22 protein-coding genes are annotated in these 20,342 nt (G+C 57.4%); 15 read left to right on the top strand and 7 right to left on the bottom strand.

The genetic code is table 11. The features are described from left to right. Positions 1-16: 16 nt before the first annotated feature. Entirely contained in the window at positions 17-1,552 is a 1,536-nt protein-coding gene (gene lysS / locus GO988_RS15675) for a lysine--tRNA ligase (protein WP_157567111.1), read from the top strand. Positions 1,553-1,848: 296 nt separating this feature from the next. Here lysS and GO988_RS15670 read toward each other — a convergent pair whose 3' ends face one another. Continuing rightward, entirely contained in the window at positions 1,849-2,268 is a 420-nt protein-coding gene (locus tag GO988_RS15670; RefSeq protein WP_198172798.1) for a YtxH domain-containing protein, read from the bottom strand. A gap of 146 nt (positions 2,269-2,414) precedes the next feature. Beyond that, on the bottom strand, positions 2,415-2,966 hold the full coding sequence (locus GO988_RS15665) for a CsbD family protein (protein ID WP_157567107.1): 552 nt from the start codon (positions 2,964-2,966) through the stop codon (positions 2,415-2,417). 217 nt (positions 2,967-3,183) lie between these two features. Here GO988_RS15665 and GO988_RS15660 point away from each other — a divergent pair, with 217 nt between their 5' ends. From GO988_RS15660 to GO988_RS23800, 6 genes are all read left to right on the top strand, one after another. Beyond that, positions 3,184-3,441 (top strand): Kazal-type serine protease inhibitor domain-containing protein, encoded by a 258-nt coding sequence (locus tag GO988_RS15660; protein WP_157567105.1) that lies wholly within the window; start codon positions 3,184-3,186, stop codon positions 3,439-3,441. A gap of 26 nt (positions 3,442-3,467) precedes the next feature. Continuing rightward, positions 3,468-3,839 (top strand): cupin domain-containing protein, encoded by a 372-nt coding sequence (locus GO988_RS15655; RefSeq protein WP_157567103.1) that lies wholly within the window; start codon positions 3,468-3,470, stop codon positions 3,837-3,839. 20 nt (positions 3,840-3,859) lie between these two features. Then, positions 3,860-4,267 (top strand): DUF2236 domain-containing protein, encoded by a 408-nt coding sequence (locus GO988_RS15650; RefSeq protein WP_157567101.1) that lies wholly within the window; start codon positions 3,860-3,862, stop codon positions 4,265-4,267. Positions 4,268-4,600: 333 nt separating this feature from the next. Then, a complete protein-coding gene (locus GO988_RS15645) occupies positions 4,601-5,251 on the top strand; it encodes an MOSC domain-containing protein (RefSeq protein ID WP_157567098.1) in 651 nt (216 codons plus the stop codon). 141 nt (positions 5,252-5,392) lie between these two features. Beyond that, complete coding sequence (locus GO988_RS23805; RefSeq protein ID WP_198172796.1) at positions 5,393-5,947, top strand: hypothetical protein; 555 nt, start codon at positions 5,393-5,395, stop codon at positions 5,945-5,947. Continuing rightward, positions 5,926-6,825, top strand: a complete 900-nt coding sequence (locus GO988_RS23800) for a glucoamylase family protein (protein ID WP_198172795.1) — start codon at positions 5,926-5,928, stop codon at positions 6,823-6,825. Before GO988_RS23805 ends, GO988_RS23800 begins: the two co-directional genes overlap by 22 nt. A gap of 335 nt (positions 6,826-7,160) precedes the next feature. Here the strand turns inward: GO988_RS23800 and GO988_RS15635 are convergent, their stop codons facing one another. After that, on the bottom strand, positions 7,161-7,913 hold the full coding sequence (locus GO988_RS15635; protein ID WP_317164884.1) for a DeoR/GlpR family DNA-binding transcription regulator: 753 nt from the start codon (positions 7,911-7,913) through the stop codon (positions 7,161-7,163). Between the two features lie 279 nt (positions 7,914-8,192). Between GO988_RS15635 and GO988_RS15630 the strand changes: the two genes are divergently transcribed. The 8 genes from GO988_RS15630 to GO988_RS24645 all read left to right on the top strand — a co-directional run bounded on the left by GO988_RS15630 (position 8,193) and on the right by GO988_RS24645 (position 13,933). Then, positions 8,193-9,812 carry a glycerol-3-phosphate dehydrogenase/oxidase gene (locus tag GO988_RS15630; RefSeq protein ID WP_232341528.1) on the top strand — a complete coding sequence of 540 codons (1,620 nt, stop codon included), beginning with the start codon at positions 8,193-8,195 and terminating at the stop codon, positions 9,810-9,812. Positions 9,813-9,961: 149 nt separating this feature from the next. Continuing rightward, positions 9,962-11,491 (top strand): glycerol kinase GlpK, encoded by a 1,530-nt coding sequence (gene glpK / locus GO988_RS15625; RefSeq protein ID WP_157567094.1) that lies wholly within the window; start codon positions 9,962-9,964, stop codon positions 11,489-11,491. Then, positions 11,491-12,219 (top strand): MIP/aquaporin family protein, encoded by a 729-nt coding sequence (locus GO988_RS15620; RefSeq protein ID WP_157567092.1) that lies wholly within the window; start codon positions 11,491-11,493, stop codon positions 12,217-12,219. The genes glpK and GO988_RS15620 overlap by 1 nt, the downstream gene beginning before the upstream one ends. Before the next feature lie 208 nt (positions 12,220-12,427). Further along, positions 12,428-12,811 carry a hypothetical protein gene (locus GO988_RS15615; RefSeq protein WP_157567090.1) on the top strand — a complete coding sequence of 128 codons (384 nt, stop codon included), beginning with the start codon at positions 12,428-12,430 and terminating at the stop codon, positions 12,809-12,811. Between the two features lie 102 nt (positions 12,812-12,913). Next, a complete protein-coding gene (locus tag GO988_RS15610) occupies positions 12,914-13,156 on the top strand; it encodes a hypothetical protein (RefSeq protein ID WP_157567088.1) in 243 nt (80 codons plus the stop codon). Between the two features lie 298 nt (positions 13,157-13,454). Next, complete coding sequence (locus GO988_RS24655; RefSeq protein ID WP_317164892.1) at positions 13,455-13,658, top strand: hypothetical protein; 204 nt, start codon at positions 13,455-13,457, stop codon at positions 13,656-13,658. Between the two features lie 40 nt (positions 13,659-13,698). Then, on the top strand, positions 13,699-13,857 hold the full coding sequence (locus GO988_RS24650) for a hypothetical protein (protein WP_317164890.1): 159 nt from the start codon (positions 13,699-13,701) through the stop codon (positions 13,855-13,857). Beyond that, positions 13,814-13,933: a hypothetical protein gene (locus GO988_RS24645; protein WP_317164883.1), complete on the top strand. Its 120-nt coding sequence runs from the start codon at positions 13,814-13,816 to the stop codon at positions 13,931-13,933. Before GO988_RS24650 ends, GO988_RS24645 begins: the two co-directional genes overlap by 44 nt. A 302-nt stretch (positions 13,934-14,235) precedes the next feature. Here GO988_RS24645 and GO988_RS15600 read toward each other — a convergent pair whose 3' ends face one another. The 4 genes from GO988_RS15600 to GO988_RS15585 all read right to left on the bottom strand — a co-directional run bounded on the left by GO988_RS15600 (position 14,236) and on the right by GO988_RS15585 (position 20,338). After that, entirely contained in the window at positions 14,236-15,099 is an 864-nt protein-coding gene (locus GO988_RS15600; RefSeq protein WP_198172793.1) for an alpha/beta fold hydrolase, read from the bottom strand. 230 nt (positions 15,100-15,329) lie between these two features. Then, positions 15,330-15,905 (bottom strand): recombinase family protein, encoded by a 576-nt coding sequence (locus tag GO988_RS15595; RefSeq protein WP_157567083.1) that lies wholly within the window; start codon positions 15,903-15,905, stop codon positions 15,330-15,332. Positions 15,906-15,911: 6 nt separating this feature from the next. After that, positions 15,912-16,346 carry a BLUF domain-containing protein gene (locus GO988_RS15590; protein ID WP_157567081.1) on the bottom strand — a complete coding sequence of 145 codons (435 nt, stop codon included), beginning with the start codon at positions 16,344-16,346 and terminating at the stop codon, positions 15,912-15,914. Positions 16,347-16,492: 146 nt separating this feature from the next. After that, on the bottom strand, positions 16,493-20,338 hold the full coding sequence (locus tag GO988_RS15585) for a phage tail tape measure protein (RefSeq protein ID WP_157567079.1): 3,846 nt from the start codon (positions 20,336-20,338) through the stop codon (positions 16,493-16,495). Between the last annotated feature and the right edge of the window lie 4 nt (positions 20,339-20,342).

Here is a 20,342-nt window from a genome sequence, read left to right as displayed (position 1 = left end):
CTAAATCTGTGATTTTATGCATCACCTAAGCGAACAAGAGCTGCTGCGCCGTCAGAAACTGACGCAATTGCAAGAAATTGGCATCGAGCCCTACCCCTCCGAATTATTCGACGTAAGCTTCTACGCGCAGGAAATTTTGGACAATTACCGCCCCGAGCTCAACAACTTTCAGGAAGTATCGCTGGCCGGCCGCTTGATGTCGTCGCGCGTAATGGGCAAGGCTTCCTTCGCCGAGCTGATGGACTCCTCGGGGCGCATTCAGCTCTACATCAACCGCGACGAGATATGCCCTGGCGAGGATAAAACGCTCTACAATACCGTATTTAAAAAGCTGCTCGACCTAGGCGATTTCATCGGTGTGAAGGGCCACGTATTTACTACGCAGGTAGGCGAAATCTCGGTACACGTGACGGAGCTAAAACTACTCGCTAAAGCGTTGCGGCCCCTACCCGTCGTGAAGACCAAGAAGGACGAAGCGACCGGCGAAGAAGTTACCTACGATGCCTTTACTGACCCCGAGCTGCGCTATCGCCAGCGTTACGTGGACCTAGTGGTGAACCCGCACGTGCGCGAAACTTTCATTAAGCGGACGCAGCTGGTGCAGGCCATGCGCAACTACTTGAACGACAAGGGCTATCTGGAGGTTGAAACGCCCATCTTGCAGCCGCTGTATGGTGGCGCAGCAGCGCGCCCCTTCAAAACGCATCACAACACGCTGGACATGTCGCTGTACTTGCGCATTGCCAACGAGCTGTACCTCAAACGCCTCATTGTGGGCGGTTTTGACGGCGTGTACGAGTTCTCGAAGGACTTCCGCAACGAGGGGATGTCGCGGTTTCACAACCCCGAGTTTACCCAAATGGAGCTCTACGTAGCCTATAAAGACTACGCTTGGATGATGGACCTGGTAGAAGAAATGGTAGAGCGGGTAGCCCTGGCCCTGCACGGCAAAACGGAAGTGCAGGTTGGCGACAACGTTATCAATTTCCAGCGGCCCTGGCAGCGCTACACCATGTTTGAGGCCATTGAGAAGTTCACGGGCGTGGCCATTGGGGAGATGGACGAAGCGGCCCTGCGCGAAACCGCCGCGAAGCTGCATGTGGGCCTCGACCCCAGCATGGGCAAATCGAAAATCATTGATGAGATTTTTGGCGAGCACGTGGAGCCTAAGCTTATTCAGCCCACGTTCATCACCGACTACCCCGTCGAGATGTCGCCACTGGCGAAGAAGCACCGCGACCACCCTGGTTTGGTCGAGCGCTTCGAGGCTATCTGCAACGGCAAAGAAATCTGCAATGCTTTCTCGGAACTGAATGATCCCATCGACCAACGCCAGCGCTTCGAGGACCAGCTGGAGCTAGGCAAACGCGGCGACACCGAGGCGATGGTGCTCGACGAAGATTTCCTGCGCGCCCTTGAATATGGCATGCCGCCTACGGCTGGCCTAGGCATCGGCATTGACCGCCTGAGCATGATTATGACCAACTCGCATTCTATTCAGGAGGTGCTGTTTTTCCCCCAGATGCGTCCCGAAGGGGAAAACCAAGGTTAAGTCCTACCCTACCCTACAATCAAAAGGCCCGCTACTGAAAAAGTAGCGGGCCTTTTTTTACAAAAGCACAGAACAAATAAGTAGCAAAGCTAGAAGTGTGCGATGGGACGTCTGATTTTACGACTAGAGTGTTTAACCAATTCTAGCAGAAGCTCCTACGGCCGGCAATTTTACTAGCAATACCAAGTCAACTTCGTTCAAGCTGTTTGTATATTCTTTAACGGTAGTGGCAAATGATGGTTACACTAGATTGCGAAAAAAATCGTGTTTTTTTCGCAATCTAGTGTAAGCTATTGTTAGATAGCACGATGCCGGGCATCATTTCCGTTGCCATCATAGTCTAGGTCGTTGTCATCGGGGGCATAATCATCCCCACCTATCGAACTACCGTTGCCAGTAGCCGAAGTTGTGAGGTCGCCGGGCTCGGCCGTGGGGCGAGCCCTACCCCCCCTGCTAGCGCTCATCGAGTCGAAAAGCGCATCGGCAGCTTGGCGGTCTTCACTTACGGCGGCATCGGGGTTGGTGTGAGGCGGCTGTAGCTTGGCGAGGGCATCCTGCACCAGTTTGCCGAGGCTACCCCCCCATTTGCCTGCCGACTCGCGTAGGCCTTTGCGAGCGTCTTCGCCGGTTTCGGGCGCTAGTAGCAGGCCGGCCACTATGCCGGCCGTGGCGCCGGCCAAGAGCGAAACAATAACTTTTCCGTTGTCTGTAGGCATGGGTGAAAAAGAGTTTATGGTGGGGAATAGAGTAAGTATCAATGCGAAAGCTAACGGCGAAACCAGCATCGTGGTTGGCTGCAGCACAAAAAAACCCCGCGCTGGGCAGCGCGAGGTTTTCAGGAATAAGCTATTCGGAATCAGCCTTATTTGGCAGCGTCCTTAGCAGCATCGGCACCTTTGTTCACCGCGTTTTTGGCGGCGTCGGCACCTTTGTCGATGGCATCGTCAGCTTTGTCGGCTACATCATCGCCTTTGCCTACTAAGTCATTGATGATTTTAGTAACTTCAGCTTTGCCTTTGCCCAGTTTGTCTTGCAGTTTGCCGAGGAGTTCTTCGCCTTTGCCTTCCGCATAGGTCAGGTCTTCGTCGGTTAGCTGGGCGTACTGCTGCTTTAGCTTGCCCTTGATGTCGTCCCAGTTGCCTTTAATGTTGAGGCTGCCGCCGGCACCCAACACGCCAAGGTCTTCGAGCTTTTCTGACAGGCCTTTAAACTTGGTTTCCAGGTCTGCGCTGTATTTATTGAACTGTTCGCCTAGTTGGCCGCCATACGTTTTAGCAGCGCCTTTCCAGTTTTCGAGCGTAGTCGAGCCTTTGTCGGGAGCCAACAAGATGCCAGCGATAATGCCAGCGCTAGCGCCAGCAAGTGCGGCGAGGATGATTTTGCCCGAGTTGTTATCTTCTTCGCGGTATGCCATGAGAAGTAAAAAGTAAGTGGTGAAGAGGTGAGTTGGTTGGGACCAGGCAAGCGAGGCTCACCGGTCGGGGGTTGGCAGCTATACGGGCCGGAAAGCGGCAGGTTGGGCGAAAGGTCTTAATTTCTTAAAGCAAGCGCACTGGCAGCGGACAGCTCCTACTTGCCTGTGCGGCCCGCCTCCAAAACCTGGCAGGTCCTTGTCTCGTCTATGTGCAGCTATGGTTCCTACCTCCTTCCTGGCCTTGGCAAGCGCGGCCCTGCTGCTCGGTAGCTGCCAGCGGCCGCCTACCCGCACCACGGCAGTAGCTACTGAGTGCATCGACCCGGCCCGCATCGACCCGACGGGGGCTTGCACAATGGATTACAACCCCGTATGCGGTTGCAACGGCCAAACCTACGCCAACCCCTGCGCCGCCACTAAAGCTGGCCTGCGTACTTTCACCACTGGGCCCTGCCCTACCCCTACCCACCCCTAGTTTACTAGCGCTTACCGATTGCCTATATGGCTACTGAGAAGAAATATTTTCGCAATGCTGCGCCGTTTCGCGTGCCCACCACCGACGGCAAGCTCATTGAAGAACACATTGGCTTGGCCAGCACCCACACTAGCCAGTATAGTGTGGCGCACATGGTGGCGCCGCCGCACTGGAGCGAGCCGCACCAGCAGCCCGAATTCGACGAAATCACGATTGTGGTGCGGGGTCGCAAGCGCTTCGAAATTGATGGCGACGTGGTAGAACTACAAGCCGGCGAGTCGCTGCTCATTCGGGCGGGTGCGCGGGTACGGTACTCCAATCCATTTGAAGCCGAGTGCGAGTACTGGTCGGTGTGCGTGCCGGCGTTCAGCCCCGCCACGGTTCACCGGGAAGAATAAAGCGCGCCTACCCCTTGTATATGCCCACCACCCTTGCCACCTACCCTTTCTTAAATCTTTTGCTGCATCCTGGCCCGCAGCCAGTGCTCGAAACCGAGTGGCTAGGTTTTGCCGGCAGTACTGATTTTCGACGGGCCCTGACGGAGGCGCTGCGCTTTGCCCAGCACCACCGCGTAACGGGCTGGGTAGCCGACGACCGCCGCCTAGGCGCCGTGCGGCCCAAAGACCTGGCCTGGGTGCACTCGGCGCTACTGGTGCCCATTGGCAACCTTGGCTTACGCCGTTTTGCGCACCTCGAATCGGCCGAAACTCTCAACCGCATCACCATCGATGGCATGTATCAAAGTGCGGTGCCTGGCCTACCCTACGAGTTTCGGCATTTTACTATGCTGGCCGAAGCCCGCGCCTGGGCCGGTGCACTAAGCTAGTAAGGCAGCACAAGTGGTTTTTCAACCAGCAGTCGAATACCCTGCCTACTCCCTTCTCGCACGCGGGGGGGTAGGCAGGGCATTTTTTAGGCTCGATGCTACTTCATGCACAAAGCGGCCGTGCTGCCCAACCTAAAATGATGCCTTGGTTCTGCGCAGCTAGTTTAGGCTTATCTAATGCTCAAAACGTGGGCAGTTACAACTCGCGTTAGGCGAGTAATAGCTGCTTGCTGAGCGCACTTGGTTAGAAAAACTGCTTAGACTATTCTTGTGCCGGCAACTGCAAGGGGTCTGTCAGAAACGCCAGCTTGTTGATTGTCATTACTTTGCGCTATGCACGTACTTTCCGTTAACACCGCCCTGCCTCAGGACTTTTCTTGGCAAGGGCAAGTTCTGCGCACCAGCATCTTCAAGCAGCCGGTGGCTGGCCCCGTGCGGGTGTATGCCGAGCACTTGGCTGGCGACGGCCAAGCCGATTTGCGTGTCCACGGTGGGCGCGACAAAGCCGTGTATGCCTACCCCCTGGAGCACCACGCGTATTGGCAGCAGTTTGTGCCGGTCCCGCGGCTAGTGCCGGGCGCCTTCGGCGAAAACCTCACCACAGTCGGGCTGCTCGAAGACCAAGTGCGCGTGGGAGACCACTTCTTGGTTGGTACGGCTGTGCTGGTGGCCCAGCAGCCTCGCCAGCCCTGCGTCAAATTGGGCTTCCGCCTGCAAGATGCATCGCTTGTGCGCCGGTTTGGGGAGGCTCGCCGCAGTGGCATCTACTTTCGGGTGCACCGCGAGGGAACGCTGCAAGCGGGCGATGCTATCACCCTGCTGCATCCTTCGGCGTACGCAGTCACCATCCAAGATATGGCGGAAGTGTACGCGCCAGGCCCCAAGGACCGCGCTAAGCTGGAAGCAATTCATGAACTGCCGATGCTCTCGGCCAGTTGGCGCGAGCGCGTCGCCCGGCTCCTAGAAGCAGCGGAGCCACAGTAAAAATGGGTCGGCTCGTTTGCAAGGAATAAACCAGGCGGGCCCGCAAGCCGCCGGTATGGCCAAAGTAGTAGCCGCAGTCGGCTAGGGCATTGCCCCCTTTTTGCCGAACTTACAGCTCGCTCTTTTCCTACCCCCTCTCTTATGAACAAGCTGCTTTGGCCGCTGGTAGCGGCTGGGCTACTAACCGGCGCTGCCCAAGCGCAGCCGCGCCCGGCAGCCCGGCGGCCCACTCCGGCGGCCGACTACATTGCGCCGGTGGGCATTGTGCGGCAGGCTTCCGACTCGGTGCTGCTCGACATTGTGCAGCGCCAGACGTTTCGCTACTTCTGGCACTTTGCCCACCCGGTGAGTGGGCTGGCCCGCGAGCGCGATAACACCGTGTGGGCACAATATTATTGGGACTACATCAACGAGGCCTACGACAGCCCTAATTTGAGCACGGCCACTTTTGGGCCCGAGGCCTGTGCCATCGGGGGCACCGGCATGGGCGTGATGGCGACGGTGGTAGCCGTGCACCGGCACTGGGTAAGCCGCGAGGCGGCGTTGCGCCGCCTCACCAAAATCGCGGATTTTCTGCTTAAGGCGGACTGCTACCACGGCATCTATCCGCATTTCATGAACGGGGCTACTGGCAAGACCATTGCCTTCGACCGCCTCGAGACGCGGCCGACCTCGTGGAAACCTCCTACCTGCTAATGGGGCTGCTTACGGCGAAAGCTTACTTTAACGGCACTTCCCTGCCCGAGCGCTACTTCCAGAAACGGGTGCAGCAGTTGTGGGAAGCCGCCGACTGGACCTGGCACACCCAAGGCGGACAGAACAAGCTCTACTGGCACTGGAGCCCGAACAACGGGTTTCAAATGAACTTCCCCATCGGCGGCTACGACGAGGCGCTCATCACTTACATCATGGCGGCGGCCTCGCCTACCCACCCCCTTGCACGGGCGGTGCACGATAGCTGCTGGGTGGGCAGCAAGGACTGGCGCAACGGCCATACGTACTACGGCTATCGCCTGCCCCTCGACGCCTACGACCAGGGCGGCCCTTTATTTTTTGAACAATATACCTACTTGGGTATCAACCCTAACGGCCTGACCGACGACCACGGCATCGACTACGCCGAGCAAACGCGCCACCACACGCTCATCAACCGGGCCTATTGCATAGCCAACCCCAAGCACTGGAAAGGCTACGGCCCTACCTGCTGGGGCCTAACGGCCGGCGACAGCTATAAGGGCTACCTGGCCCACTGCCCGAGTGTAGATGTGGGCGTAATTCAACCCACGGCGGCGCTGTCATCCTTCCCATATACCCCTACCGAATCTATGCAGGTATTGCGGCACCTGTATTACGACCTGGGTACCCACTTGTGGGGGCCGTTTGGCTTTGCCGATGGCTTCAGCGAAAGCCGCAATTGGTACGCCCGCACGCACCTAGCCATCGACCAGGGACCCATTGTGGTTATGATAGAAAACTACCGCTCGGGGCTGCCCTGGCGGCTGTTTATGGGCCAGGCCGACGTGCAACGCGGCTTGCAGCGGTTGGGCTTTACCAGCCGCCCCACCAAGCCCTAAAATAGGCTACTCACGAGCTGGCAGTAGCGGAATATATCTAGAAAAAAGGGCGGCCTTGAGGCATACGCAATGACCTGCTAGGGTAGGCAGGGGGTAGGCCTTTATCTACAACGAATTCCAACGACTTCGTGGCAATACTCTAGTGCTATGCCGCAGGCCAGTGCCCAAAGGCCAAACGAAACCTACTTCCCCAGTGGCTAGCTCAGCCAGCGGCACCTAGCTGAACAAGATAAGCAGGTATTTACCAGGTAATAATGCGCGCCCTTGATGGCGCTGCCTTACTACCTCCTTATTGGAGCAGGGTCATAGTTCAGGAAATGAAGCTTAATTCTTCCCTAAACGATGGTTAGCGATATGCCCAGCTCCTTTATTTTTCGGCTGTCGGCAGGCGCTATCCCTTGGTCGGTAATGATGTGGGCCACTTGCTCCAAGCCGCAAATGCGTCCAAAACCTCGCTTGCCAAATTTTGATGAGTCGGCCAGCACGATAGTTTGCTGGGCCGTGCGCATCATCTGCTGGTTGAGCCGCGCTTCCGCGATGTTGGTAGTGGTCAGGCCAAAATCCAGGTCGATGCCATCTACACCCAGAAACAACTTGCTGCACGCAATTTCGGCTAATACCTGCTCGGCGTGTGGCCCCGTCACCGAAGAGGAACTGTGCCGTAGGTAGCCGCCGAGCTGCAACACTTCAATTTCCGGGTGCTTCAGCAGTTCCAGGCCTACATTCAGCGCCGAGGTAATCACCGTGAGCGGCAGTTGTGTCGGAATGGCGCGGGCCAACGCCAACATGGTAGTGCCCGAAGCAATGATAACCGACTCCTGCGCCTGAATTAGCTGCGCCGCAACCGTCGCAATATCGGCCTTCTCACCCACGGCCAACTGCTCCTTCTCGTTGACGGGCCGGTCCTTGATATACGGGCTCTCTAACGATGCCCCGCCGTGCGTACGAAACAGTAATCCCTTCTCTTCCAGCAACTTCAAATCCTTGCGCACCGTCACGGCCGATACATGTAGGGCCTCGCATAGTTCGGGCACTTCAACGTGCTTATAGGCTTGGAGCTGTTGCAAGATGAGTTGGTGTCTTTTCACGCTGGCATTCATAGAGCAAAAGTAGAGCCTTTGGTGAAAGCAGGTACACAGCCTAACATCTGCAATAACCCGTCAAAAAACGAAAGCAAACGTAATTTCTAACGTTTTTCATAAAGCTGATAACGATATACTATTTAACATAACTCTTTGTATAACAGTTGATAAACCTCTAGGGGCAAGCAGCCATTCACTATTTTTATTCTTTCACTTGCTTTCTTTTGTTTCACTTTATTACTTTTACTTTGTTAAGAAAGCTTATCGACTACTAGAATCGAAATCATGCGAAACGTGATGAAAACAGCCACTTTTCACCGGCCTACCCTTATAGACCAGTTAACCAACCAGCCCATTTGGGATTTAATCGTAATTGGTGGCGGCGCGACGGGCCTAGGCGTAGCCATCGACGGCCTTAGCCGGGGTTACAAAACGTTGCTCCTTGAGCAAACTGATTTTGCTAAAGGCACGAGCAGCCGCGCTACCAAACTAGTGCACGGCGGCGTACGCTACCTAGCGCAGGGCGACATCGGCCTAGTGCGTGAGGCGTTGTACGAGCGTGGTCTATTGTTAAAAAACGCTCCTCACTTAGTTAAAAATCAATCATTTATTATTCCTAATTATGAGTGGTGGGGCGGCCCATACTACACCCTAGGCATGAAGATATACGACCTAATGTCGGGTAAGCTAAGCCTCGGTGCTGCGTCGCATATCAGCAAGCAGGAGACTATTGAGCGCCTGGGCAACATCAAGCAAGAGGGCCTGCACGGCGGCGTGGTCTACCAGGATGGGCAGTTTGACGACGCACGCTTAGCCATCAACCTTGCCCAAACGGCCGTTGAGTTGGGCGGCACGCTGCTCAACCACTGCGCGGTACAAGGCATTTTGAAAGATGCCCAAGGCCAAGTGGCAGGCGTAAAAGCCGTAGACAATGAAACAGGGAAATTATATGAAATAAAAGCGAAAGCAGTCGTAAATGCTACCGGTATCTTTGTAGACGAGATTCTGCAAATGGATAAACCTGGCACCAAAAAATTGGTGCGGCCTAGCCAAGGCGTGCACATCGTGCTCGACAAGTCTTTTTTGCCGGGCAATGACGCAATTATGATTCCCAAGACGGACGATGGGCGCGTGCTTTTCGCCGTGCCATGGCACGAGCGCGTCATCCTCGGCACCACCGACACGCCCCTAAACGAGTACAGCGAGGAGCCCAAAGCGCTGGAAGCGGAAATCAACTTCATCTTGCGCACGGCTGGCCGCTACCTCGCCCGCGCTCCCAAGCGAAGCGACGCACTGAGCGTGTTTGCCGGCCTGCGGCCCCTGGCCGCGCCGCAAGACGGTTCGGCAAAAACCAAGGAAATCTCACGCAGCCACAAGATTCTGGTGTCCGATGCGGGTCTCATCACCATTACGGGTGGCAAGTGGACGACTTACCGCCGCATGGGGCAAGACACAGTAAATAAGGCTATTAGCCTGGGAAAATTACCGAAAGCGGAAAGCCAAACGATTAACCTGGCCATCCACGGCGCGCTGGCCACCAGCGACGACGACCGCCGCAACCACCTCTACGTGTACGGCAGCGACCAGCCCGCCCTGCACGACCTGATTAAGCAGCAGCCCGCCCTAGGCGAAAAGCTGGACAATACACTCGAGTTTCTCCAAGCCGAAGTGGTGTGGGCCGCCCGCTACGAGATGGCCCGCACGGTGGAAGACGTGCTTGCCCGCCGTGTACGGGTGCTATTTCTGGATGCGGAAGCAGCTATTCGGATGGCCCCCACGGTGGCCGCGCTGCTAGCCCAGGAGTTAGACCACGACTATGCTTGGCAGCAAGCGCAGGTAGCTGGGTTTACCAAAACGGCTCAGAACTACCTGCTGCAAGCGCAGCCTACGCTTCAAGCGGCCTAGCGGCAGCATACTGTTCAAGTACTAACTACTTACCAACCACTTAGTGGCTGCTATTACTGGCTTTTGGCACTTGCTGCTAAGCCGGATAGGGCTTGTTTACTTTTGGCAGCAGCCTGTTTTATTTTTCCCACCCTTAAAAACTGCTTCCCATGCAGCAATTCATCCTCGCTCTCGACCAGGGCACGACCAGTTCCCGCGCTATTCTCTTCGACCAAAAAGGGCAGATTGTGGCCCAAGCGCAGAAGGAGTTTACCCAGATTTTTCCGAAGCCGGGCTGGGTAGAGCACGACCCGCGCGAAATTTGGTCGAGCCAGGCTGGCGTAGCCGCCGAGGCGACGGTGAAGGTGGGCCACAACGGCAGCAATATCGCGGCCATCGGCATCACCAACCAGCGCGAAACGGTGGTGGTGTGGAACCGCAAAACCGGCGCGCCGGTCTACAACGCCATCGTGTGGCAAGACCGGCGCACGGCCGAGTACTGCGCCCAGCTGCATGAAGATGGGCACGAGGAGATGATTCGTGCCAAAACCGGCTTGCTGTTAGACGCTTATTTTTCAGCGAGTAAGGTGCGCTGGATTTTGGACAACGTGGCCAAGGCTCGCGAGCAAGCCGAGGCAGGCGAATTGGCATTCGGCACGGTAGACAGCTGGCTGGTTTGGAATTTCACCCAAGGCGAATTGCACGTGACGGACGTATCGAACGCCTCGCGGACGATGCTCTTCAACATTCACACCTTGGTTTGGGATGACGAATTACTGGCCCTTTTCGACATTCCACGCAGCATGCTACCCACGGTAAAGCAGTCGAGCGAGGTGTACGGCGAAACCAAAACCACGCTATTCGCCAGCAAAATTCCGATTGCTGGCATCGCCGGCGACCAGCAAGCTGCCCTCTTTGGGCAGATGTGCACCCAGCCGGGCATGGTAAAAAGCACCTACGGTACGGGCTGCTTTATGCTGATGAACATTGGCGAAACGCCAAAACTGTCGCAACATAACCTATTGACTACCATCGGTTGGCAGCTTAATGGCAAGGTGTGCTACGCGCTGGAGGGCAGCATCTTTATCGCCGGGGCGGTGGTGCAGTGGCTACGCGACAACTTAGGCATTATCAAGACTTCGAGCGAAATCGAGCAGTTAGCCACGCAGGTTGACGACAATGGCGGCGTATATTTCGTACCGGCCTTTGCCGGGCTGGGTGCGCCCTACTGGGACCCCTACGCGCGGGGCACCCTCTTCGGGATGTCGCGGGCTACAAAGGCGGCCCACATTGCCCGCGCTGCCGTCGAAGCGATTGCTTACCAAACTATGGATGTACTGAAGGCGATGGAGGCCGATTCGGACCTCGCCATAGCGGAGCTGCGCGTAGATGGCGGCGCCACGGTGAACAAGCTGCTAATGCAGTTTCAGGCCGATGTGCTGCATACCAAAGTCGTGCGCCCCAGTATGGCCGAAACTACGGCTCTTGGCGCGGCCTACCTCGCTGGTCTGGCCGTAAGTTACTGGAAAGACGTGGCCGAAATCAAGAGCCTAGCGCAGGGCGACAGTTCGTACGTGCCCAATGCCGACCGCGAAGGCCTCGAAGCCGGTATTGCCGATTGGCACCGCGCCGTGCGCGCCCTGCAAGTATGGGCAAAGGGTGCTCCGGCCAAGGTTTCAGCTGAAAAAGCCGTAGTTTAATGAGCCCTTTTATCGCGGAGTTTATCGGCACAGCAGTGCTAATTTTGTTGGGCGACGGCGTCGTGGCCAACGTGATTTTGAAGGATACCAAAGGTCATAACGGGGGTTGGATAGCGATTACGACAGCTTGGGCACTAGCTGTATATGTGGGCGTGGTACTAGCTGGCCCCGTGAGTGGCGCGCACCTAAACCCAGCCGTGACGCTAGGTCTAGCACTAGCCGGAAAATTCTCCTGGGCGCTGGTACCCAGCTACGTGGCGGCCCAAATGCTAGGCGGTGCGTTGGGGGCCTTCTTGGTTTGGCTATTATATAAAGACCACTTCGACCGTACCCCCGAGCCGGGCTTAAAGCTGGCCGTGTTTTGCACCGGGCCGGCCATTCGCAACCATGCAAACAACTTTATCAATGAGGTAATTGGCACGCTAGTGCTGATGCTCACTATCTTCTACATTGCCGGGGCCGAAATGACGGCTACGCACGCGGCCATCGGCCTCGGCTCGGTTGGCGCGCTACCGGTAGCCTTGCTAGTATGGGTAATCGGGCTGGCACTGGGCGGCACCACCGGCTACGCTATCAACCCGGCACGGGACTTGGCGCCGCGCATCATGCACGCCCTATTGCCACTGCGCGACAAGGGGCCGAGCGAGTGGTCCTACGCCTGGATTCCGGTGCTTGGGCCACTGGCTGGGGCGGCGCTGGCGGCGCTGCTTTTCGTGCAGTTAGCTTAAGCTGCTACATCGCCTGCGCCTCTTGTCATTGCGAGCGCCGCGGAGAAATTACACGCGCACAATAATCGATTGATAACCTGCTAATGCGATTGCATAGCGGCGCTCGCAATGACAAAAGGCGTGCGTTAAGGCAGAAATTTCCTCCAGCCCCACCAGGTAAAATCATGAAAATAAGTACTTCTGGCTGGCACTTGTCAGCCTCCTGGGCTTGTTTTGCCCGTCCCGCGCCCAGGCTCAGGCCAGCGTGGCCGGCCTCGTGCCCGACTCGACGGACATGCGCTACCAGACCATTGACCTGAATGTGACGCTGAAAAACATGCACCTCTGGCGCGGCTTCAAGGTGACGAATGCCGCCTTGATCGCCGCCGACCTGCACTACACCACCCGCAACGAGCACTTCAGCACCGGTCTCTGGGGTGGGTCGGGTTTCACGGGTGAGTACAAGGAATTCGATTATTATGCTAGTTATTCGAAAGGACGATTTCTGCTTGCCCTTTGGGATATTAACAACTTTTCGAGCTACCCGGACGCTAATATTTTTTCCTACGACCGCGTCGGCACTTCGCGGACCTGGCAGTGGCCTACACGTTGAGCGATAAAATTCAGCTGCAGGCTTCGTAGAGCACCATTTTGCTAGGCCGCGACTGTTACACGGAGGCCGATGGGCGCATCAAAAGCACCTTTTCCCAACTACGTGCAGCTCGAATATCCGGTGTGGCAAAAGGGCAACGCGTCGCTGCGGCTAATTGCGGGCAGGGCATTTGCCTTCGAGTGTGAGCAAAGCTTTTACTCCAACCATCCCAATTTCACCAACCTCAGCGGTATATACGCCAAGACCCTGAAGCTAGTCACCTACGAAGCACCCGTGGCGGCCACCGCCCTCTGGAACCCTGAAAATAATTACGGCGCGCTTCAGATAGCGGCAACGTTTTTTTAAGCAATTAATTTACAGTGAGTAACCCAAGCCGTGATTTATCCTCACAGCTTGAGTTTACTTATTAAAACCTACCCATAACCCTCACCCAAGAGCAATTGGCCACGCCCGTCGGCACCACCCTCAAGCGTTACATTATGCGCAAGCAGACCGAGTTTCCGTATGCTACCGGCGAGCTCTCGCAGCAGCTGCGCGACCTAGCCTTAGCTAGCAAAATAATCAACCACGACATCAACCGCGCTGGCCTCAACCGCGGACACAGTGAATGTGCAGGCAGGGCGAAGCTCAGCAGCGCCTCGATGTGGAAGCCAACATCCGCTTCATCCGTGCCCTCACCAATGGCGGCGAGTGCTGCGCCATTCTTTCGGAGGAGGAAGAGATTATTCAAACGGGCACGGCAAAACAGTATTCTGTTATAATGAGGGTAATAGGTTCGATTACCCCGAGTTTGTACGCAATTTTCTCACCACGTGCAAAAAGCGCCGCTATTCGGGCCGCTTTGTAGTGAGCTCGCCTGCGCAGCCGAGTACCACCGCAACCTCTTCATGGGCGGCATCTACCTCTACCCCCCTACCGTGGCTAAGCCCACTAGCAAGCTGCGTTTGCCCTACGAATGCTACCCCCCTCACCTACCTCATCGAGCAAGCTGGCGGGGCCGCCGTGACCGGGACCGCCAACGTCCTCGATGTGCCCCCAACCACTGAGTTGCACCAGCGCGCGCCCCTTTTCGTAGGCTCGGCCGAGTTGGTAGCCGAGTTGCAGACATGGGCAGCCAAATAGGCGTAATTAGCATCTTCACACTGGCCACGACTTATATCGGCAAACCGCTCATTAAGTGTCGCTTACTACTGGGTGGGCATAAAAAAAGGCCGCGCCACCCGGCACAGAAAATCAAATTAATTAGTGCTTTTAAACGCATTATGAGCACTTTTTATAGGCAGAAAGGGTGGCAGAAAGGTTAAAAAAAGGGCAAGTAAACGCCTTTTTTTAACCTTTCTGCCACCCTTTGTCCTGCCTATTCTGCTGGAAAGTACGCTCGAAAAAAAAACCTGGCATTGCAAGATTTTCTACTAAGGAGCTGCTTAGGCCAGAAATTCTTGGAGCGCCGCCAGCACTTCCAACGGCGCACTTAAATGAGGACAATGCCCCGTGGTGTTTAGTGTAATCAGGGTAGCCTGGGGCAGTTGGGCCTGCAGGTAAGCTGTTACCTCATCCGGCACGGCAACGTCTTCCCGGCACTGCAGCAGCAGCGCCGGCAGCGGCAGCTGAGCTACGTCGGCGCGGTTGTCGGCCAGGAAGGAGAGGCGGGCAAACCGCCGGGCGATCGTGGGGTCCGCCTGGCAGAAATAGCCCGCCAACTCATAACCTAGCGCAGCCGGTTGGTCTTGCCCCATGAGCATAGTGGCAAACGTGCTGGCCCAACTCTGGTAATTGTCGTCCATCGCGGCCAGCAAGTCGAGCAGGTCCTGGCGCTCAAAGCCCCCGTAATAGCCGGGCTCGTTGATATAACAAGGTGAGACGGCCATCAGCACTACTTTGGAGAAGTAGGCCGGCGCCCGGTTAGCCGCCAGCAAGCCAATCATAGCCCCCACCGAATGCCCGATAAGCACGACATCGTGCAGGCTCAAGGCTTCACACACCTCGATGACATCCTGCGCATAGGCCTCCAGGGTGCTGTATTTCTCCGCCTCGTAGGCCGTCAAGTCTGAGTCGCCGGTACCCATTTGGTCGAAGAATACCAAGTGGTAGTGCACCGCCAGCCTAGGCCGAAGGTAATTCCAGATGTGCTGGTTGCAGTTGAAGCCATTGCAGAAAAGCAAGGTTGGCTTCCCGCCCCCTACTACGTTGACGTTGAGTTTTTCCAGTACTCCAAGCCGGACCGGCTTACTGGGTACAGGAAATGCCTGCTGGAATACCCCAGCGGCTCCTTTAGTAGAACTTTGCAAAGAGGATAAAAATGAGTGGGTAGGCAATTAGCGTATAAATATACCTACCTAACAGGCATTTATAAGCGCTAGCTCTACTACGTTCAGCATGCTTATTATACTGTTTTGCTAATAAACAGTATAATAGCAAGAACCCACCTATTATATCCGGCAGCAATCGAGCCACTACCCAGGCTTGCCAGCAGTTCCCATAGCTAAAAAAGTGATCTAGGGCCTTTGAGAACCCTATTTTATACCGCTACGAGGTACTTGTGTATGGTTGCCACGGGCACGCCAGTAGCTAGCTGAATCCTTTTAAGGGTGAGCCCCTCCCCTCTTAGGCGCCGCACTTCGGCCACCAACTCATCGGCCAGGGCGGGCCGGCCGGGAGCCTTATTACTACGGGCCTGGCCGGCTTTGATGCGCTCGGAGAAGCGTACGCGCTCCTGCTTGGCGATGGCGGCCAAAAAGCCAATGATGGCCTCGCGAAACATACCGGTGCTGTCGAGGTACTGCTCGGTGAAGGACTTGAATTGCACGCCGGCCGCCGTGAGTCGTTGCAGGTGGTTGAGCGTCTCGGTCACCCCCTCGCGGCTGAAGCGGTCGAGGCTCCAGAACAGCACCACGTCAAAGCGCCGCTGGTGAGCATCCACAAAGAGTTGCTGAAACTGAGGCCGCTCGGCGCTGCCGCCGCTTTCCTGGTCACAGTACTCCTTATATAGGGAGTAGCCTAGCCGCTGGGCGAAGGCGCGCAGCTCGCGCAGTTGATTTTCGTTGGTTTGGCCTTTGTCTTTCGTCGAGACGCGGGCATAGAGAGCTACTCGCATCGCCTGTTACCCTTTGGCGTGCATGTGCACGAGTTCTTTCATTTTGGCTAGCAGGCGTTCATCTACTGCCCTACCCACGGCGAGGTGGTCAGCCATTTGCGCCGGGGTCTGATACTCTGCCACGCGGCACAACACCTCAAACTTATCGGCGGGCACTTCCCCAAACGCCATGGCCCACTGGGCAAAGCTGCGGGTCGCAATGGGCCCCTCGGCGAGCTTGCGGACGTCGTGGTGACGCGGGTCCTGGACGATGCGCTCGTAGAGGTCCTTGATAACGGCCTCCTCCCCTTCCATTACTTGCATGAACTGGCCAGCGCCGTACACCAACGCCCCCGTCACGTGCTGGCGCTCGTTGAGGGCGCGCGCCTGCATGAGCAACACGACGAGCGTAGTGAGCGTCATCGCTTTTTTAGCCTGACTACTATAAATGATGTGATACATGACAAATTGTGCGCAGTGGAATGCCTACTTAAGGCAGGAAAGTATTATTCACAAAACTACTGTTTTTCGAATGAATTCCGGACCCACGCTAAAGGCCCCAAAAACGCAGGTTTTTGGGGCCTTTTTTAGGGAGGTTTTTCGAACGCCTACTTTGACCGGATGGCTGAGCTCGTCCGCACCTTTTTCAATTTCTCCTGGTCACGCTCCAAACCAAGCAAGTCGAGCACGACCTCGAGCTGGGTCGGCCAGTCCTCCACTAGGCGCAGGCGCTGATCGAGCGAGGCCAGCACCTGCACCAACTGCTGGTTGCCTCCCGAGGCGTCGTCGCTGGCCAGCACGTCGCCGGCAGCACGCCCCTGGCGGTCGCCCTCCGTGGTGGGGCCGCCCTGCGCGTAGCCGCGCTGCCGGCGCGTCTCCAGCCAGTCCTCCACCTGGAGCACCTGCGGGTCCTGCCGCATCCAGGCCGGAATCACGTACTCGTTTTTATGGACGACGCCGGCAATCTCCAGGCCCTGCTCATCCATCAGTTTACCATTGCTGGCAATTCCGAGGCCGGTGGCCTGCTTCACCACGTCCCACATGCTGCCCCCACCACCAGGGCGCTGCATCTGCACGCCGTCGCCGGTGGCGCCACCCTTGGCGTAGCCGTTAATCTTGGCCGCCGCCGTGCCTGCCCTGAGCACAGCCAGGCCACTCATGCCTACGCCGTAGATAGGCCCCGCGATGGGTCCCATCTTCGAGGCAGTTTTCCAGTATTCCTGCACCTCTTCCCACAGAGCTACCCCGATGTTAGCCAGCGCATCCACCTTGCGGGCCAGTTTGAAGGCTTTGTAGAGCACCGTCTGCTTGCCCAGACTCTCCTCCAGCGCCACGACGCCTTCATTATTAAGCACTTTCTCGACATTACCCAGCCCTTTTTTAAACCGGCTCAGGTCGTCGTTGAGGGCCTTGGTCTTGGTCGTGTGAGCCGCCTCCTCCTTTAACTTCTCGGCGTTCAGCTTCTTATACTCGGCCGACTCCTCGCCGTTTTTCAGCTTCACCAGCGCCAGCTCACGGTCGCGGGCCGCCTGCTTGGCCTGGTAAATCGCCTCGTCGTAGTGCTCCTGGTCGAGCGTGCCATCGGCCAGCTTCAGGGCCAGGCGGGCCAGGGCCTCCTCCGACTCGGCCTGGTTCATAGCGATTTTCTCGTCGACCTTTTTCTTGCGCTCGACCTCGTCCTGCTCGTTGAACTTGGCCTGCAACTCGCGCAGTTGCAGCTCACGCTCCTCCACAATAGCCGTCACCTGCTCGGTATAGTCGGCCTCCAGACCCGTCAGCGAGTCGACCTGCTTGGTGGCCGCATCGTAGATTTTCTGCTGCTGCTCGTAGCGCCGCTTCTCCTCATCCGTGAACGACTGCGTGTCGCGGGCCGCCTTGCGCAGGTTGCGCATGTCGAGCTGGTCGCCCTCGTTTTTGATCCATTCTTTCAGGCTATTGAGGCGCTCCTGGTCGGCCTTATCCTGCTCCGCCTTCAGCTTTTTGCGCGCTGCCTCGCGGGCTTTTTCCGCATCCTTGGCCGCTTTGGCACGTGCTGCATCAGTCAGGCCATCGCCGCCCTGGGCGCGCGCCGGGCCGTCGTCGCCGGCCTCCTGCACGCTGGACGTCGAGGAGACCACTTTCTTGGCCGTCGCCGCGGCAAACGCCTCGCGGTAGGCATCGCCGGCATTTTTGCCCAGGGCCGCAAACTCATCCTTTGCGCCCCCAAAATCGCCCTCTTTCACGCGCTTCCAGGCCCGGCCCAGGGTACCGAAGCTGGCCTCCGCCGCGGCCGAGAACGCCTGGAAATAGGCGGGGCCGTTGCTGAGCAATTCGTAGAAGATCTGCACCGGCGCCGCTATCAGCTCCAGCACGTTACGGGCACTTTCCGAGTGCATCGCCCACTCCACCGTGGCTTTCACCAGGTCCGAAATGACGCCCCACAGCAGCCGGGTGGGGATAAACATGAGGCGGAACACCTCGCCCAGCGCCTGGCCGGCGGTCTTGGCCGTCAGGGTGCCTTCGCTTACCCAGCCCATCGACTCGGCCAAGTGCCCCAGCTCCGCCCAAATGTCCTCAATCGGCTGAAACAGCTCTTTGAACGTAGCCCCGAGCGAAGCCAGCAAGGTGTAGAGCACCGTCATCGACTTGTTAGTCAACGTGTCCAGCACGGTGCCGCCCCCCTCAAACTCTTTGGTCAGCTCGTTCTGGGCCTCGGCTAGCTCCGTTTGGGAATTCAGCAGCCGCTCCTGGCGCTGGGTGTAGACGTTGGTTTTGTCGACCAGGTCGTCAACGCCCTTGCCTACGTTTTTCAGGCTTTTCAAATAATCAATGCCGGCATCCTCGCCAGGGCCGCCGAATACATCTGCGATCACCGTCTGCAGCTGGCTGGCGGGAATCTTGGTTTCATCCAGCTCTTTGCCCACTTTTTGCAGCGCCTGCTCGACGGTGATGCTGCCGTTGTTGATGCCGTCGAATATCTGCTTCGTGAAGTCGCTGCCAAACGCGGCCTGCATGGCCTCGGTGGTGGCTTTAGTTTGCTCCCGAATCCGCAGGCCGAATTCCTTCACCACGTCGGCCCCCTTGTCGGAGAAGATGCCCTGGGTGGCTGACTGCGAAATATGGCCGATAAAGTCCTGCGCCGCGAAGCCGGCATCCTTAAACTGCGGGGCATACTCTTTCACCTGGTCGAGGAAATCACCCCCGGCGTCGGCGCCGGCCAGAAAGCCTTGCTGAATCAGGCGCATGGCCTCCTGCTGGCTCACGCCCATCTGCTTGGAGAGGGTGTTGCCGGCGACGAGTACCTCGTTGAAATCCTTGCCGAACGTGCGCGAGACGGCCAGCACCGACGTGGTGAGGCCATCCAGCTCGGCGCCGGTGGCGCCGGTCATGGTGTTGATGTTGCCTCGCAGCTCCGCTACTTCCTTGGTCGTATTGACGATTTCAGCCCCTAATTCCTTCACGCCCTCCAGCACGGCCTCGGCCCCGACGGCTACCCCCGCGAAGGCCAGCGCCTCCTTGAAAACGCTGCTCTCCTCCTGGGCCTCGCCCATTTCCTTTTTCACGCCTTCGATGCGATCCTGCAGGGCCTTGTAGTCATCGAGCAGTTTTTTCCGGCCGGGGTCATCGGCCGAGAGGTCCTTCAGCTGCTTCTCCAAGAGCTTGCCTGCCTGGTCCATTTCGTTGAACGAGGCCGACACTTTCTTGCCGTTGAGCACCACCTGGGCATTTTCCTGGTTGAGCTTCTCGGTTTCAATGCGCAGCTCCTCCTCCGTTTTGACGTAGGTATTGACCTCGTCCTTGGCGGCACCGATGCGCTGCTGCAGCAGCTGAAAGTCCCGAATCATGGCCGCGCGGCCAGGGTCGTCGGTCGACATTTCGTGCAACTGCTTTTCCAGCAGGCCGGCCGCCGACTTCATATCCGTCAGCGAGGCGCCGGCCTGCTGGCCAGTCGCCACGAGTTGGCGATTCGACTCGGCCAGCTGCTCCTGCTCCAGGCGCAGCTGCTCCGCCGACTTGGCCGTGTGCTCGAACGCCTCCTTAGCCTCCCCCATGCGGGTTTTCAGCTCCTGGTAGTCCGCAATCAGCTGGTCCCGGCCAGGGTCGTCGGCCGAGAGTTCCTCCAGCTGCTGACCCAGCAGGCCGGCCGCCTCCTTGATTTCGCGGTAGGAGGCCGTCTGCTTCTGGCCAGCTGCCACGGTGGCCGCCTGCGAGGCCACCAGCTGCTCGTTTTCCTCGCGCAGCTGCTGCTCCGACTTTACGAACCCGTTAATCTCGTCGCTGGCTGCCTTGACGCGGGCTTTCAATTCCTGAAAGTCCTTCTTCATCTGCTCCCGACGCGGGTCGTCCTCGCTCATTTTACTGAGCTGATTCTTGAGCAGCCCCACGGCCGCGCCCATGTCCTTGATACTGGCGTTCGCCTGCGCGGCATTGAGCAGAATCTCTATTTTCCGTTGTTCGCTGGTAGTATCGGCCATCAGA

It is taken from the genome of Hymenobacter ginkgonis, assembly GCF_009755225.1.
GTDB classification, from domain to species: domain Bacteria; phylum Bacteroidota; class Bacteroidia; order Cytophagales; family Hymenobacteraceae; genus Hymenobacter; species Hymenobacter ginkgonis.
Note: the sequence above shows the minus strand (reverse complement) of the source record. Positions and strands in the feature narration are given on the sequence as shown.

Coding starts and splice junctions, on each gene's coding strand:
- GO988_RS15665 (WP_157567107.1), bottom strand. CDS start 2,966: ATGGCATACCGCGAAGAAGATAACAACTCGGGCAAAATCATCCTCGCC.
- GO988_RS15585 (WP_157567079.1), bottom strand. CDS start 20,338: ATGGCCGATACTACCAGCGAACAACGGAAAATAGAGATTCTGCTCAAT.
- GO988_RS15645 (WP_157567098.1), top strand. CDS start 4,601: ATGCACGTACTTTCCGTTAACACCGCCCTGCCTCAGGACTTTTCTTGG.
- GO988_RS15590 (WP_157567081.1), bottom strand. CDS start 16,346: ATGTATCACATCATTTATAGTAGTCAGGCTAAAAAAGCGATGACGCTC.
- GO988_RS15650 (WP_157567101.1), top strand. CDS start 3,860: ATGCCCACCACCCTTGCCACCTACCCTTTCTTAAATCTTTTGCTGCAT.
- GO988_RS15670 (WP_198172798.1), bottom strand. CDS start 2,268: ATGCCTACAGACAACGGAAAAGTTATTGTTTCGCTCTTGGCCGGCGCC.
- GO988_RS15595 (WP_157567083.1), bottom strand. CDS start 15,905: ATGCGAGTAGCTCTCTATGCCCGCGTCTCGACGAAAGACAAAGGCCAA.
- glpK (WP_157567094.1), top strand. CDS start 9,962: ATGCAGCAATTCATCCTCGCTCTCGACCAGGGCACGACCAGTTCCCGC.
- GO988_RS23805 (WP_198172796.1), top strand. CDS start 5,393: ATGAACAAGCTGCTTTGGCCGCTGGTAGCGGCTGGGCTACTAACCGGC.
- GO988_RS24650 (WP_317164890.1), top strand. CDS start 13,699: ATGGGCGGCATCTACCTCTACCCCCCTACCGTGGCTAAGCCCACTAGC.
- GO988_RS15630 (WP_232341528.1), top strand. CDS start 8,193: ATGCGAAACGTGATGAAAACAGCCACTTTTCACCGGCCTACCCTTATA.
- GO988_RS15620 (WP_157567092.1), top strand. CDS start 11,491: ATGAGCCCTTTTATCGCGGAGTTTATCGGCACAGCAGTGCTAATTTTG.
- GO988_RS15655 (WP_157567103.1), top strand. CDS start 3,468: ATGGCTACTGAGAAGAAATATTTTCGCAATGCTGCGCCGTTTCGCGTG.
- lysS (WP_157567111.1), top strand. CDS start 17: ATGCATCACCTAAGCGAACAAGAGCTGCTGCGCCGTCAGAAACTGACG.
- GO988_RS15660 (WP_157567105.1), top strand. CDS start 3,184: ATGGTTCCTACCTCCTTCCTGGCCTTGGCAAGCGCGGCCCTGCTGCTC.